General features: G+C 31.2%; 12 protein-coding genes. 3 read left to right on the top strand and 9 right to left on the bottom strand.

The features are described 5' to 3' along the window. Positions 1 to 90: 90 nt before the first annotated feature. The gene (locus TERY_RS20345) at positions 91 to 915 is read right to left on the bottom strand and encodes a CheR family methyltransferase (protein WP_011613559.1); all 825 of its coding nucleotides are present in this window, start codon (positions 913 to 915) and stop codon (positions 91 to 93) included. Positions 916 to 1,056: 141 nt separating this feature from the next. After that, positions 1,057 to 2,115 carry a protein-glutamate methylesterase/protein-glutamine glutaminase gene (locus tag TERY_RS20340; protein ID WP_011613558.1) on the bottom strand — a complete coding sequence of 353 codons (1,059 nt, stop codon included), beginning with the start codon at positions 2,113 to 2,115 and terminating at the stop codon, positions 1,057 to 1,059. 286 nt (positions 2,116 to 2,401) lie between these two features. Here TERY_RS20340 and TERY_RS20335 point away from each other — a divergent pair, with 286 nt between their 5' ends. Then, entirely contained in the window at positions 2,402 to 2,602 is a 201-nt protein-coding gene (locus TERY_RS20335; protein WP_044136954.1) for a hypothetical protein, read from the top strand. Positions 2,603 to 3,685: 1,083 nt separating this feature from the next. Here the strand turns inward: TERY_RS20335 and TERY_RS20330 are convergent. The 3 genes from TERY_RS20330 to TERY_RS20320 form a co-directional block, all read right to left on the bottom strand. After that, a complete protein-coding gene (locus tag TERY_RS20330) occupies positions 3,686 to 4,723 on the bottom strand; it encodes an IS630 family transposase (protein WP_011610772.1) in 1,038 nt (345 codons plus the stop codon). 73 nt (positions 4,724 to 4,796) lie between these two features. Beyond that, positions 4,797 to 5,252, bottom strand: coding sequence for a chemotaxis protein CheW (locus TERY_RS20325; protein WP_011613556.1), 456 nt, complete (start codon positions 5,250 to 5,252; stop codon positions 4,797 to 4,799). Positions 5,253 to 5,458: 206 nt separating this feature from the next. Next, entirely contained in the window at positions 5,459 to 7,864 is a 2,406-nt protein-coding gene (locus tag TERY_RS20320; RefSeq protein ID WP_011613555.1) for a chemotaxis protein CheW, read from the bottom strand. Positions 7,865 to 9,552: 1,688 nt separating this feature from the next. Here TERY_RS20320 and TERY_RS37525 point away from each other — a divergent pair. Beyond that, on the top strand, positions 9,553 to 10,518 hold the full coding sequence (locus tag TERY_RS37525; RefSeq protein ID WP_011613554.1) for a response regulator: 966 nt from the start codon (positions 9,553 to 9,555) through the stop codon (positions 10,516 to 10,518). A 306-nt stretch (positions 10,519 to 10,824) separates the two neighbouring features. On the opposite strand, the gene TERY_RS33685 is transcribed toward TERY_RS37525, so the two are convergent. The 3 genes from TERY_RS33685 to TERY_RS25760 form a co-directional block, all read right to left on the bottom strand. Beyond that, a complete protein-coding gene (locus TERY_RS33685; RefSeq protein WP_155994522.1) occupies positions 10,825 to 10,947 on the bottom strand; it encodes an IS630 transposase-related protein in 123 nt (40 codons plus the stop codon). Positions 10,948 to 11,478: 531 nt separating this feature from the next. Continuing rightward, positions 11,479 to 11,913, bottom strand: a complete 435-nt coding sequence (locus TERY_RS20310) for a response regulator (RefSeq protein WP_011613553.1) — start codon at positions 11,911 to 11,913, stop codon at positions 11,479 to 11,481. Positions 11,914 to 11,967: 54 nt separating this feature from the next. Then, a complete protein-coding gene (locus TERY_RS25760; protein ID WP_011613552.1) occupies positions 11,968 to 13,110 on the bottom strand; it encodes an ATP-binding protein in 1,143 nt (380 codons plus the stop codon). Positions 13,111 to 13,466: 356 nt separating this feature from the next. On the opposite strand from TERY_RS25760, the gene TERY_RS20300 reads away from it, so the two are divergent. Next, the gene (locus tag TERY_RS20300; protein WP_011613551.1) at positions 13,467 to 13,817 is read left to right on the top strand and encodes a winged helix-turn-helix transcriptional regulator; all 351 of its coding nucleotides are present in this window, start codon (positions 13,467 to 13,469) and stop codon (positions 13,815 to 13,817) included. A gap of 739 nt (positions 13,818 to 14,556) precedes the next feature. Here TERY_RS20300 and TERY_RS37520 read toward each other — a convergent pair. Beyond that, complete coding sequence (locus tag TERY_RS37520; RefSeq protein ID WP_370495953.1) at positions 14,557 to 14,742, bottom strand: hypothetical protein; 186 nt, start codon at positions 14,740 to 14,742, stop codon at positions 14,557 to 14,559. Positions 14,743 to 15,031 lie beyond the last annotated feature (289 nt).

Genomic DNA, 15,031 nt, shown 5'->3' with positions numbered 1-15,031 from the left:
TATGGAATAAGCATACTTTCATATCCAGATTTAGTATGACTAATAACATTATTTTTCCATTCTTGGTATTACAGACTTATTAAGCAGATTCTATTTCTTACGCAACCGATAACAAATAGCTCTATTAAACCTAACTAATTCAAAATTATCATCAATATTAATCGTTGTTTCTCCCCCTCCCAGAAATAAATAACCATCACGCTTTAATAACTGTCGAACTTTAAAAAGAATATTTCGCTTAGTCTCAATATTAAAATAAATTAATACATTTCGTAAAAAAATTAAATCCATTTTTGGTAAATTATTCCATTTTTTACATAAATTTAATTGCCTAAATACTACCTTACGACAAATTTCTGGAATAATTTGCCATTCCTTTCCCTGCCGCTGAAAATATTTATTCTGGAAATAAACTGATAATCCTCTCTCAACTTGATGCTGATTATAACGTCCAATCCTTGCCAATTCTAGCATTTGCTCAGAAATATCAGAAGCAATAATTGAAACATTCCAATTGTTAATTACGGGAAAATATTCCTGTAATAAAATTGCTATACTGTAAGGCTCTTGACCACTAGAACAAGCAGAAGACCAAATACTAAGAGAACTTTTCATTTTTTGTTTACTTATTAATTCTGGCAAGATAAATTTTTGCAGAGCTTCAAAAGGATAATTATCCCGAAAAAAAGATGTTTCAGTAGTCATCAAAGCTTCAATTACCCGTTTATGTAAATCATTCAAAGGATTGTTCCGCAGCTTAGTAATTAATTGACTGACAGAATTAAGGTTTTCTGAACTAGCTATAGGAGCCAAACGAGACTCAACAAAATAAACCTTATCATACGGTAAAATAACCGATGTTTTTTGGTCAAGAAGTTGACGAATATATTTAAAATCAATAGAATTAATAGACATAAATTGGGAGCATCTCTTTTAGTAATAAAATTAAGTATTAATAACTACTTAATTAATCAAATATAAAATATTTTTTCCCCAGAAGTAAATTGATGAAATATCAATCAATTTATCCCCAAATCTCGACTCCCAACTCTCTAATCAACCAATCCTACGGATAATCTCTTCAGCTAATTTATTTAAAGGTAAAATCTGATCAGCAAGTCCCGCATTAGCAACCATTCCTGGCATTCCCCAGATCACACTACTAGCTTGATCTTGGACTAAAACTTGTCCTCCCATTTCACGAATAGAAGTACAACCATGGAGTCCATCTTGGCCCATGCCTGTTAATACAACCCCAAGTACAGCACCTTGATAAAGTTTAGCTACTGAACGAAATAAAACATCCACCGCTGGACGACAGGAGTTTTCAGGAGGGGTTTGTATGGTCTGAATACGAACTTGTTTACCTTCCCTCACTAAAATAATATGATAATTCCCTGGTGCAATCCAAGCTTCTCCAGATTTAATCACATCTCTGTCTTTTGCTTCATGCACAGGAATCTTACATTGAGAAGACAACCTTTCAGCTAACCGAGTAGTAAAAACAGGAGGCATATGTTGAACAATAACAATAGGAACCCGAAAGCTGGCGGGAAACTTATGTAAAAGCTGATATAAAGCCTGAGGTCCTCCTGTAGAAACTCCAATAGCGACAATTTCTAATTTCAAGGTCAACAGCTGAGTAGAAGTCTTTCTCTGAAAAGAAGTCATAGATGGGGCCAAGCAATGTTTTGTTAAACTAACTTTACGGTGACAGAAAACTTGAATTTTAGGAATCAACTGTTTTCTGATGTATTCAATGGCTTTCTCTTTGCTGCCCATATTAGCAGGTTTAGTAATATAGTCATTAGCTCCTAAAGTCAGGGCATCCAATGTTGCTATTGCCCCACGTTGAGTAATAGCACTAAACATAATCACTGGAAGTTGCTTGTAGGTTTGTCGAATTCTTTTTAAAGTTTCTAAACCATCTATTTCTGGCATTTCCACATCAAGTATGATCAGATCAGGGTTAACTTGAGGAATCTTTGCTAAAGCAATTTGGCCACTTGGGGCTACACCCACTACTTCTATCCAATCTGACTCAGATAGGATATTATTGATAATTCGGCGAACAATTACCGAATCATCAACAATCAGGATACGGAATTTAGGCATAATAACTTAATCATCACTTGAATTTTCTGGTGCAAACTCTAAGCCTAGAAGTTCTAGGAATTACTTATTAACTTAATGGCTAAAAGGTTAAAGATATTAAGATCTAGATCACACACTGAAATAGGGTATTCTGTGAAAAAATAAGCCTGAAGCCTCACCCTTAAAAGGTAACTTTGTTTATTTATCAATCAACTGAATATAATTATATTATGATTGTTATTTAAGTTTTATATAAAAAATTATTAGCACTAAATATAAGCATCAATTATCGTATTGAGTAAATTTCATGATCAAAAAACTAGAGAGAAAAAATCCATTTGGTCGTGTCCATATTATTGGGAATAATAATAATTCTCCCTACTATGAGTTATTAAATTATGCTGAGAGAAACCATTATTGTTTGAACTATCAAAACTATTTGTTACTCAAGCTCCAAATAATGAATAAAGAAAATGGTTATGATACAGCTTTAGCTCTTCTATTATAGCAATTATTGAATCATTTAAGCTATAGAAAAGTTTCATTTTCTGAACAATCAAATCCCTTCGCTTCTATCAACTTTTTTAGTTCTCCAAAAGAGAAGAGAAAAGGTAACCCTCTTTAACCTCCAAATTTCAAAACTAGGAAGTAAAAAAACTAGTAGGTTGACTGTGAGATAGATATATCCCCACAAAAAAACTAAACTTTATAAAATAGCTGAATAACTAGATTATATTCTTATTAAAGCAAATCAGGTTTACTATAGAAAAAACTTAATTAAAGTTGATCCTATTCATTCTGCTTTGTTTTAACAGAAAGTAGGATATCAAAGTGAATTAAAGCTTTTTTATATCCTAAAAAAAGCTAAAAAATCCAGCGATCGCCATTCAGGAGCATAATATTGAAACTCCTCAATAGGTACTTTGAGTTTCAATATATACTTACTATTATATAACATTTTTTATCTCCGAATCAATTAGGATAAATTATTGCTATAGCTCTTCATAAAAATACTTATTTTAAGTTAAATCATACTTCTAATTCTTCTGTATAACCCTTGATATAGGCCTCCTGTTAAACTCAATATTTGGCAAACTACTTTAAGTATTCACCCCTTGACAAAAGCTTTTATATTAATTAGCATTTATTAATACTAACTTTTTGTCAAACTTTATAAATTTAAGTAAAAGTAATTAATACGAAGGTAATAAACTTTTTGCATTATTAACGCTCTCAAATTGTGTTAATTTTAATATTTTTTGTACAAACGTTCTATGGAACATTTATAACTAATCCGTTTCCACGTTTAGGGTTAGAAGCTGTAAGTTGAAAAAATACCCTCTCACACTTGATGGATTTGGTATAAACACTTATTCTTTAGTAAAATATTAAAAGTAATACCGTTGTTAAAAAATTATCTATTACAATAATCAGGTAAAATTAAATACTTTATATAATATCGCGTCCTAACAATTAGTAATAATAAACACTTTTTCTGGATCTGGTATGATAAATAGCATATTGATTGCTAGCAAACATTGATTGCCCTGATTCTAACTACTTAAAAATCAGGAAAGCAAATATAGCAATCCTAAGTAGGTTGCGGCAAAATTTCATACTGAAAAAGTTTTGGGAAATTGAATATTTGACCATCCGCAAAAAACTTAAATAGCCACTTAACTACTTTAAAAGAACTGCAAAGATGATAAAAAGTAATACTGAAATTTTTGGTTTGTAACCAAATATCTTCAACAGGATTTTGCTCCGGAGCATTGGGAGCAAATCTTGTACAATTTATCAACAATTCTTCTTCTGATAAGTATTGATTAATTGTCATTAAATATTCTCGAAATTCTTGAGAGTTATGGTAAGTTGCCCCATCCCAAAATATTGCCAATTTGTTGCCCGGTCTTTGCTTCTGCAAATATTTAATAAATTCAATAGTATTTTTAGTATTTCCACTCTCATATTCTTGCACAAGAAATTCCTTGGTTTTATAGTCTAAAGCTCCATAATAAGTCTGTCTTTCTTTTTCATTTTTAATTGCAATTTCTATTCTTTCATCTGTTTTTCCCCAAGCATAACCTAATATGTCTCCCCATAGAAGATGACATTCATCAATCATAAACACTGTAAGCTTTCCAGTTTCTATTTCTGGTTGCCATTTAGCTAAAAATTCCTGTATTTCTTTTCTTTTAACTTCTACTAATTCATCATTTTTAGCAGGATTCTTTTTTTGAGTTTTTTTCCAACTTATGCCCGCTTCTTTAAACAAGTTATAGTAACTTTGATTAGACTCAAAAACCACATCATATTGCTCCTGTAAGTAGTTTTTTAAATCTGATAACCTAAGATAATCTTGTGCTCTCAACCACTCAATTGTTTTCTCTTTTTCGACCGTTTTTAAGTAACCTTGTCTCCCTTGATACTGAAGCCTTAAACTTTCTACACCATGAAATAATGCTTGGTTTTTCCATTCACTAATAAAACTGTGAGAAACATTTAATAATTCTTTGACTTCATGGTAGGATTTTCCTGACAAGGTCATTTTTACGGCCAAGGCCCTTTTAATTTCTTTAGACTCTTTTGTTTGATTAATAAAATCATTTAGTTTATCTATAATATTCATTTTTTGTCTTTTTCTTAGATCTGTTATTCTTACTATTATATCTGTTGCGACCAATATGGGATTGCTATAGAGTCTAAATAACATTTATATTAATTACTTTTTCCACATCAAGAATTAGTAAAAGTTGTTTTTCTAGCTTATAAGCGCCTCGAATTAATCTCCGTACTTTTCCTCTCAATGTTTCCGGTGGCTTTTCAAAACTCTCTTGAGATACATCAATAACATCCCCAACTTCATCCACTAATAAACTAACTGTTTCATCTTCAGAAGATATTACTACATTAAGAGGTAATTTTTCCATTTTATTATCAGTTAAATTCAATCTCCTTCGCAAATCAATCGCAATCACAATTTGACTCCGAAGATTAATTAATCCAGCCACTTCTGGTGAGGATAAAGGAACATGAGTTATCTTTTGATAACGAATAATTTCTTGCACTTTTTCTACCTCTATTCCCAAGAATAGTTTGTCCAGGTAAAAAGTACAAAATTTATTTTCTTGAGTCGGTTTTTGAATTAGATTTTCCATTTTTTATAAGCAAATCTTATGTTTAGATAATTAGTTATAAAAAAGTCTTTGTTTGTAGTTTAGCTTCAACTCTCTAAACTTAATACTTAATAATACTGTAGGTTTAGCTGAGGTCGGAAAACCAGCAAAAACTTATGTTTATTGGTTTTTGCTAGTGCTTTTTCCTTTTCTAAGAATTGCTGTATTTTCCAGAGAAGTTTCACCTTTCATGTTGCCAGTTGTTTGTCTGACAATTGCTCTTTAAAATTTCTATCAAACTTTAAATTAGCCACCTTAACTATTTCCTCCACATTCAAAATTTCTGTCACCCTCTCCTGAATAACTGCCGCATAATCAATTCCTTTTTCAATAGCAGCATATTTAATCTTAATTTCTTGTTCCACAATATCCATAATTTGCTCCACCACAAATCCTACTAAATTATCCTCATCTATCACTACTACAACCACTTGAATAGTTAATAATTGAGGAACATTTTGGCTTTGAGAAGATAATTGATTTGTAGCAAAAAACTCTGATAAATAAATCAAAGGTAAGATTTTTTCACGATATTGAATCACCTTTTGATTACCAACATGCTCTACAGAACTAATGGGAAATTCCTCCAAACGAGCAACCTTAGACCTAGCAATAGCCATCCGTCGGTGAGCAGGTCCAGAAAATAACAATAACATCTCCAACTCATCAAAAGCTTGTTGAGGTTCACTTTCTAGCGCTATTATCAAGGAATCTTTTTCTTCTGAAACAAGATGAACAGTTTGAGCTAGTCCCTGAATATCTAAAATCAATGCTACCTTTCCATCTCCCATAATTGTTGCTCCAGCAAAACAAGAAATCTTTTTGAGCTGTCTTCCTAGAGGTTTAACTACAATTTCTTGAGTATCATTAATAGCGTCAACCACTAAACCAAAAGACTGATGCGCGGCTTGCACAACAACAATATTGAGAATATCAAGGTTATCACTTTGTCCCTTGAGACTTACACCCTCTAACCAGGGAGTGGCCAAAGGATAACGGTGGGACTTATTTGCTTCCAATTGTAGTACATTATCTAAATATACAAGAGGCAGAAGATTACCCCGCAATCGATAAATAGGGGCACCATGAACCATTTCTACCTTTTTTTTAGCATCTTTCCCTTCCAGACGTACTAATTCTAATAAACTAACTTGGGGGATTGCATAACGATCGCCATTAGTAGTAACAATTAAGGTAGGGATAATAGCTAAAGTCAGGGGAATTTTTAATTTAAAAGTAGTTCCCTGACCTAGTTGGCTGGAAATATTAATAGTACCACTAATTTTTTCGATGTTATTTCGGACTACATCCATCCCTATTCCACGTCCTGAGATATTAGTGATTTTTGGAGCAGTAGAAAATCCTGGAATAAAAATCAGATTATATGCCTCATTTTCAGTTAAAGAGGATGCTTGCTCATGAGTAATAATATGACGCTGAAGAGCTTTAGCTTTAATCCTTTTTATATCAATTCCTCTCCCATCATCCCCTATCTCTATATTGACATAACCACTTTCATGGAAAGCTCTTAACCAAAGTCTACCGATAGGTGGTTTACCTTTACTAATTCTAATATCTGGGTGTTCAATACCATGATCCACACAATTACGCACTAAATGGGTGAGGGGATCTGAAATAGCTTCAATTAAGGTTTTATCTAGCTCCGTTTCTTCTCCTTCCATTTCTAAATTTATTTCTTTGCCTAAGGACAAAGATAAATCCCGCACTACTCTAGGAAATTTATTCCAAATTTTACGAATTGGTTGCAACAGAGTTTTCATTAACCCTTCTTGTAATTCTGTTGTTATTAAGTCTAAACGTTGGGAAGTATCACCAAAAACACTATCAGTCTGTCTATTATTAAATACCAAGACTTGGTTACGACATAAGACCAACTCCCCCACCAAATTCATCAATTGATTCAACAGTTGTACATCTACTCGAATGTAATTACCTGAGATACTTGCAGTTAAATTAGTAGTTAGTATATCTTCCGAGAGATTTCCTGATAAAGGAAGCGTTGAAGAAATCTCTGAAGTATTCAATAATTGCTCGGTTTTTTCAGGGAGTGCTTGTTCCTCAACAAAGGCTGTCTGTTGAGCATCAGTGGTGCTCAAATTTTGAGAAGAATTGTCTACTTTTTCCAACTGAGGCCAAGAATCTTCATAGTCTAAAGAAACCTCTGTTTGGGCTTTTTCAGTCTGTTCTGATGAGGTGATACTTGCCAAATTCTTTAAGAGGGAGTTATAGTTATAATCTCCTTGTTTTCCCGTTGTTTCAAGACAGTAGAGAATTTGTTTAATCCCATCAATGGCCTGAAGTAAAACATTCATAATCTCAGGAGTGATAATAATTCTACCATCTTGCAAACAGGCCAATAAATTTTCCCCTGCATGAGCTAAAGATTGAAGGGTATCTAAACCGAGAAATCCACTGTTTCCTTTTAAAGTATGAAGCGAACGATAAATACATTGGATCAACTCAGGATTTATCGAGTGTTTTTCTAGTGCTACCAAATCACTCTCTAGCTTATTAATAGTTTCATAGCTGTCAATTAGGAAAGCTTGAATATCTTCATCTATTTCCATTTTCATCCATAGCTGTTGGCGACTTCCGTTATAATCCTTGATTTAACGGTGAAAGGAAAACAGCCAGCATATAAACTATTTTCCTCCTGAGTTTTTACAAGTTTTTTAAGATATTTTTTTGTTTGATTCATATTTTAGTGAATTTTAGAATAAAGATATACACAAAATATTGTCAAACAAATAGAAGCTTTCCCATGAGAATATCCTCATCAATTAGTTAAACAGTAAGATTTTATTGTAGTTAAAAGCTTGAATATTTAAAGTATAGCAAGAAATACTAAATTATTAAAATCAATTTATGACATAGTTTGGGTGCTTTGATTAAAAATTGAATTCAGTATGGTTAAAATGGCGGTGAACTTAATTTTTACAATTAATTATAATTATATATAAAATTTATTGTACTAATTGTGAGCATAAACTACATAAAAAAATTGCTGTATCAAATATATAGGAAAAAACTTGAAAAATTAGATTAAAATACTTATACAGCTAATAGTAATTATGCCTCCAAAATTAAATAAATAAATAATTATTCTTACAATACCTTTAAAAATATGTTTTATTTAAACAATTTTATCTAAAATATGGCATTAAAATATCAGCAATTTAAGATGACTAACATCTTAAATTATTACTTTAAAACCTCTCGGTTAAATTGATATCTGCATTATATACTAATTGTTGTTATTTTATCTAATTTCCTATCCCCAATTTTGAAAAATATTGATCTGTATAAAGTAAAATTTGCTAAAAAATTAGCCAATAAATAGTTAACAAAATGATAAATTTTAACCATTTACTTTTTCCAAAAAAATTCGTAAAAAATATTATTATGTATCTTGATATATTTATAATATTGATAATATAAATAGTGAAAATAATGTTGGATTTATAGTATTTTCTCTAATATTTAAGGTCTTCATAGTAAAAAAAATTTATCCAATAATTTAATTATTGGTTCAAATATTTGTTCATGATCATTAACTACTTTAACAATTACATCAATTGAATAATCTACATAATATAAATAATGAAATATGCGAAAAAAAAATTAATAAAGTGTCATTTTACAATAGCTATGCCAACAGTCATGATTTTTATTAAAACTTCTATATTAAGTCAAAATAGATAGTAATTATAGACTTATCTACTTTATTTTTCCGATTTTTTAGTTAAGATAACATCATTTTTTTGACAAAAATATAGTAAAAAGAATAAATTTTAATCCTTGTATAATAGTTTGTTTTGTGATTAAAACTAGGTAAGATTTTAGTCAATTAATTAAACTATAAGCTTGAGTAAATATAATTAATATTTTTGTTTTATAAGCTGTTATTATTATCTAATATTAGTAAATAGTAGCATAATTTTTTATTGATTATAATTTAATTCAAGGCTAAGTTTTATCTGACTAATAACCATTAAAAAATATACTCAAATAAAGGCAAAAGCAAGATATTTAAATATAGTAATAGTTTGAAACCCGCATAATTATTTCTCCTGAATGATTTGAATACAAAAATAATAAGCTAATTTTTATCTGTCAATCAAAAAAAATACTTACTATTGTTAGGTTTTACTATCGTTTGACCCAACTTAAACTTGATCAGGTGTATAAATCCACTACATTAATTCTGAAGAACACGATGAGGTATAATCCAAGCTTAGTAATAAGTGGTGAATCAAAATTTATGGCCTTAATTTTAATTACAGATGATACGGCATTTGCCCGTCGGATGGTCAAAAAAGCTATCAAAGAAGATGACCATAAAATTATAGAAGCTAGTAATGGTCAAGAATGCTTGGAAATGGTTGCCACTAATTCTCCTGATTGTATTCTTCTAGATTTGTTAATGCCAGAGCTTGATGGTTTTGGGGTACTAAAAGAACTTCAAAAGAAAGGCTCTAAAATTCCTGTTATTGTATTATCAGCAGATATTCAAGATACTACCCGAACTCAATGTGAAGAGTTAGGAGCATTTATGATCTTACAAAAACCCCCAAAACCTCTTGAAATTATAAAAGCAATTTCTGAAGCACTCAAAGCAGTGGAAAATAAAGTGGTAAATCTGACAGACAAGCAACTAGATATTTTAACTGAGTTAATTAATATCGGTATTGGCCAAGGGGCGAAAATGCTAAACGAAATGATAGAATCTCAAATTAATCTACAAGTACCTTTCTTAAAGTTATTAGCAAAGGTTGAAGTACAAGAGGTATTGAGGCAACGTTTAGGTTACGATAAATTATCTTCGATACAATTAGATTTTAAGGGGTATTTTGCTGGTTCGGCAAAGTTGGTTTTTCCCAGAGAAAGTGCAGCTAATCTAGTTGCTGTCCTCACTGGAAAAAACCTAGAAAATGCGGATTTGGATATTGTCCAAATTGGGACATTAACTGAAGTAGGGAATATTGTCATTAATGGTGTGATGGGGTCTTTAGGAAATAAGTTATATAAACAAATTTACTATGATGTTCCTTGTTATGCTGAGGAAGATATTGCACAGCTATTACCAATGGAGGAACCCAATAATTCTGTCCTTTTAGCTCAGGCAAAATTTGATATTGAAGATTTACAAATTACAGGGGATATTATTTTGTTCTTTAAAGTAGGTTCTTTTGATGGTTTACTCAGTGTCATTGAAGATTTAGATTAGGTGTAGGTTCGGTTTTTGGAACCAGAGTATAATAGTTTGAAAATCTTTTGAGTCTAATTATATGTAAAATACAAGGCTTTTACTTCCATATTTTTTGATTAACTTTTATTATTTTTGATTATACTTTATTCTCTCTTATATATTTCTTTATAAAGTTATTTTTGCTAGTTATTTTTATTTTTTTCAAGGCATAAAAAAGGCAGAAAGTATTGGAATAGAATGTACTCTATTTTTTTAGCTTTGTTTGCTAATTTAGCTTCTAGATTTTCTTTTATATCTTTTTTTATACTGCTTGATAATCTCATATTATTGACAGTATTTGACATTAGTTAATTCTGCGTGATGAAAGATATCAATATATTCCGTAATTTCACCAACATTTTCCACAAAATTTACTATTTTTTGTCTGAAATCTAAACTGTAAGGCATTGTTGAAAATAGTTTCTAGTTAACTTTTGTAATTTGACTCAATTTTTGTCTCAATCTTAATTAAAATAGCTATAAATCTATTTATTTCAATCAAAAAAATATAGATTCTCAAAAAGCTTTTGTTTATCGTCTCAGCAAACTTAACAAAGCTCTCTGAACAATCAAAAGATAAGAATAACTACGTCAATATAGTTGTTAGATTTTCCCTGACACCCTGTGTTTTTTTTTAAGTTTGAGCAACTTTTCTATCACTTCTTCAGATAGGCAAAATATTATATTTACCCTTTGATGTCGATAGGCTCATCCATAAGAACAATTACTTATCAAGAAGGAAGACTTGGGCTGAGACGAGGGAGTTTTACTGACAGACCATTATTTAGTTCAGCTTTTTATACCAATCATTGAATATTTATACAGTAATTTCTCCCTTTATGGAACAAAACTATTTTATTCTGTTCTCTATTAAGCTTTTATCTGCTTTTATAAATAAAACAAGTAAACCGGATTTAGTATAAAAAAATATTTAGAGGTTCAAGGAAGTTGTACAAATTTAAACCAAAACTCTTTTAAAGATTGCATTACTGCCATAAATTCTGGCAAATCAACTGGTTTAGTCAGATAACAACTAGCATGAAGAGAGTAACTCTTAATAATATCTTTTTCTGATTTAGAAGAAGTTAATACAATGATAGGAATAAACTTTAATGCTTGATCTTGTTTAATTTCTTTCAAGACATCAAAGCCATGTTTTTTAGGTAGATTCAAATCTAGTAGAATTATGTGAGGTCGAGTAGAATTAATATACTTTTCTTCTTGATAGAGAAACTTCATAATTTCTTCTCCATCTGATACTTGAGTTAATTTACAAGGCAAACTATTTTGATGGAGAGCTTTTTTAATAATAAAAACATCTCCTGGATTATCTTCTGCTAAAAGAATATTAATTTCGTTATTTTTTATATTCATTATTTTTGCTGCAAAATCAGGTGTTATATTTATAACATAGGCTAAAAAATATATTTATTCTGTCACATATTGAGGAATAGTAAAATAGAATGTTGAACCTTTTCCTAATTCTGATTCTAACCAAATTTTTCCTTGATGACGTTGAGTTATTTTTTGACATATTGCTAATCCAATGCCTGTTCCTGGGTATTCTTGCCTAGTATGTAGCCGTTGAAAAATCATAAAAATTCGCTCAAAATATTGTTTAGAAATACCAATACCATTATCCTTAATCGAAAATAGACAATAGTAATCCTCTGAACGAACACCTATTTCAATTTTTGGTGGTTCTTCCCTGCGATACTTAATCGCATTATTGAGGATATTTTGAAATAGTTGAATTAATTGGGACTTATCCGCCATAATAGTAGGTAAGGGGTCTCGGTAAATATGGGTATTAGTTTCTTCTATCAACAACTGAAGATTACTTAATGCTGTATCTAAAACTTCTTCACAGTCAGTTTGCTCAAAGAATTGGGATTGTCTACCAACCCTTGAGTATAACAGTAAATCGTTAATCAGGGACTGCATTCGGATAGCTCCATCTACGGCAAAATCAATAATTTGATTGGCATCTTCATCTAATTGATCTTTGTAACGTTGGCCTAACATTTGAGTAAAAGTCGTAACCATTCGTAAGGGTTCTTGCAAATCATGGGAAGCAAGGTAAGCAAAATTTTCTAATTCAGCATTAGAACGTTCTAGTTCTCTTTGTATTGATTGGCGTTGTTTCAGTTTTTCTTGATAACTTTGGATACGATCTGTTAAATCAAAATCAGTAATATCCTGAATACATATTAAAGCATAATAATTATTGGTATCCTCAATAGGAATAGCATTAACGATAGTTTTTTGAATCGCTTTTTGTTTATGCGGTAGGAAACAATGAATTAGAGAAGGGTGCAACTGAGGAGAAAAAATAGCAGGAAATCCCCCGAAAAAAACTTGCTGGAAACGACTTATATATTTGGGTTGTTTGAGATGAGGGAAAAAGTCTAAAAGATTTTTACCTATGATGTCATCCCTAAAAATTTTTGTCCAATTTTCTAGACAACGATTCCAATATAGAACAACAAAATCTTCTCGCAGTAGGCATAAGCCAACGGGAACATGATCAATTAAATTACATTGAGTAGTTGCTTTGAAAATTTCAGTCATTTTAGTTATTAGTTATCGGTAGAAGCTAAAAGCTTCAAATATTTAAATTTATTTTTTCCCAAACCTTAAAAGGGCAGGCTTGAGATCTTAATTTTTGGTCTTTTGCTCTTTTCAATGGGTTTGGTTGTATGAAGTTGACGATATAGCTGCTGCACTTGCTCCCCATAGGCATTAAGAGCTCAAACCTTACTATAAATCATATTATATGCTTTTTGAGTACTAATTATCCGGATATGATATTAGCTATAGTTACAGAAAGTAAAAAATTGTGTTTTTTCAGTAGAAAAAGCTCTTTTTAAAGAAAAATTAATTTTTAAGAGTTACAATAAAATGAAACTTTAAAATTAGATGTGAAAATGACAGATGTACCGTGTTTAAGTAACAGTTGTCCGATTCAGTTCGCATTAGGAATATTAGGGTGCAAGTGGTCAGTGTTGATTTTGCGAGAGTTGTTAAGTGGCGATCGCCGAACTCATGAATTATTAGAAGCTTTACAAGGAATTAGCTCAAAAACTCTGATGTTAAGACTGAGAGAGTTTGAAAAGCATGGTTTGTTAGCAAGGCGGGCATATCCAGAAGTGCCACCCCATGTTGAATATTCTCTGACGGAGAAAGGTCTACAAATACAACCAGTAATAATAGCTCTCAAACAGTTAGGAGAACAATGGTTGGAAGAGAAAAATTGTGGTTGTTCAATGGATAGGTGAGCCAAACTAATATGCTGACAGAAGTTTTCAGGGCATGACTTGGTTGAGATATTGACTTTTCCAGCGAATGATGTTCTGATTCAGATTTGGAAAATGATAGCTAAGGAAACGGTCTACATACTTTTGCTCTTTATATTGTCTTTGCCCATCTCCGTATCGGAAAATATATAATTCAACGGTTCCGAAAGCATTTATGGAGTCATTAGATTTATGTAGCAGCTTTACCCCTCCAAGATAACTCCACCTCAGCCGAGAGACTCCAGACAAGGGAGAAGTTCGTGGGGTAGGACGTAAAAATTTAAAATGAGAGAGTGGATACTATTGTTGCTCCTTATGGGTTTTGGAAGCATTCGGTCAGGCAAATAACAATGTAAGATATCAAAGTGATAAATGGATGCAAGTTGCGACGATGAAAATTGGTATTTTATGCCTTGCAGCCAAGACAAAATTACTCCATAGAAGGAATGAACTAGACTTTTACTTTGTAATTTTCCGGCTTACAATCAGTAATTGTAAAGTTAAATAGGGTAGAATGTATAAACAATTCTACTGCTTGAAGGGTTAAATTTCCCTCGTCGCCAATTTTATCCAAACATAAAGTTGACAGTTTTTATTGATCTTTAGATTGTGACATTGTCTATAATTCATAAATAAACTTGAGAAGGTTTTGTTTGATGATACTCCCACATCACTGGGAAATGACATTCATTGACAGTCTCTACTGAACAGTTGGCTTGAACTAAAAAATGCTGTAGTTTTTTGTATGACAGACCGAATGTAATGTTTGATATCTAAGATAGATTTTCTGGAAGCTTTTTCTTAACAATTCTCCTATATAGTTTGTCAAACCAGTTTTTTGAGATTTTGTCTTAAATACATTAAATAGTGCGATCGCACTATTTATAGAAACTAGACGCCATGGCATGGCCACTGGAATTGTTAATTTTATTATACTTTCGTAGCTATACTAATCAATATCAAAGACTTGCTATGTATATATTTTATACCTTTTTTTACCATTTTTTTCACTAAAGTCCTGTTATTAGTTAGTAGTACCTAGCAGCCCTCAGCATCAGGATTGAAAATGAATCGAATGTTTATTTTCCCAAACCTTGAAAGGGCAGTTTATTGACTCTATTTTTCTTTAATGCTTGTGGATGAGTAACTGCCGACGCTTCAGGGTCAGTAGGAAGTCAACATTAGATTTTTATACT

The organism is Trichodesmium erythraeum IMS101, from assembly GCF_000014265.1.
Classification (GTDB): domain Bacteria; phylum Cyanobacteriota; class Cyanobacteriia; order Cyanobacteriales; family Microcoleaceae; genus Trichodesmium; species Trichodesmium erythraeum.
This window is presented reverse-complemented; position numbering and strand designations above follow the sequence as displayed.

Coding starts and splice junctions, on each gene's coding strand:
- TERY_RS20345 (WP_011613559.1), bottom strand. CDS start 915: ATGTCTATTAATTCTATTGATTTTAAATATATTCGTCAACTTCTTGAC.
- TERY_RS20340 (WP_011613558.1), bottom strand. CDS start 2,115: ATGCCTAAATTCCGTATCCTGATTGTTGATGATTCGGTAATTGTTCGC.
- TERY_RS37525 (WP_011613554.1), top strand. CDS start 9,553: ATGGCCTTAATTTTAATTACAGATGATACGGCATTTGCCCGTCGGATG.
- TERY_RS20335 (WP_044136954.1), top strand. CDS start 2,402: ATGATCAAAAAACTAGAGAGAAAAAATCCATTTGGTCGTGTCCATATT.
- TERY_RS20330 (WP_011610772.1), bottom strand. CDS start 4,723: ATGAATATTATAGATAAACTAAATGATTTTATTAATCAAACAAAAGAG.
- TERY_RS20300 (WP_011613551.1), top strand. CDS start 13,467: ATGACAGATGTACCGTGTTTAAGTAACAGTTGTCCGATTCAGTTCGCA.
- TERY_RS33685 (WP_155994522.1), bottom strand. CDS start 10,947: ATGCCTTACAGTTTAGATTTCAGACAAAAAATAGTAAATTTTGTGGAA.
- TERY_RS20320 (WP_011613555.1), bottom strand. CDS start 7,864: ATGAAAATGGAAATAGATGAAGATATTCAAGCTTTCCTAATTGACAGC.
- TERY_RS20325 (WP_011613556.1), bottom strand. CDS start 5,252: ATGGAAAATCTAATTCAAAAACCGACTCAAGAAAATAAATTTTGTACT.
- TERY_RS25760 (WP_011613552.1), bottom strand. CDS start 13,110: ATGACTGAAATTTTCAAAGCAACTACTCAATGTAATTTAATTGATCAT.
- TERY_RS20310 (WP_011613553.1), bottom strand. CDS start 11,913: ATGAATATAAAAAATAACGAAATTAATATTCTTTTAGCAGAAGATAAT.
- TERY_RS37520 (WP_370495953.1), bottom strand. CDS start 14,742: ATGCCATGGCGTCTAGTTTCTATAAATAGTGCGATCGCACTATTTAAT.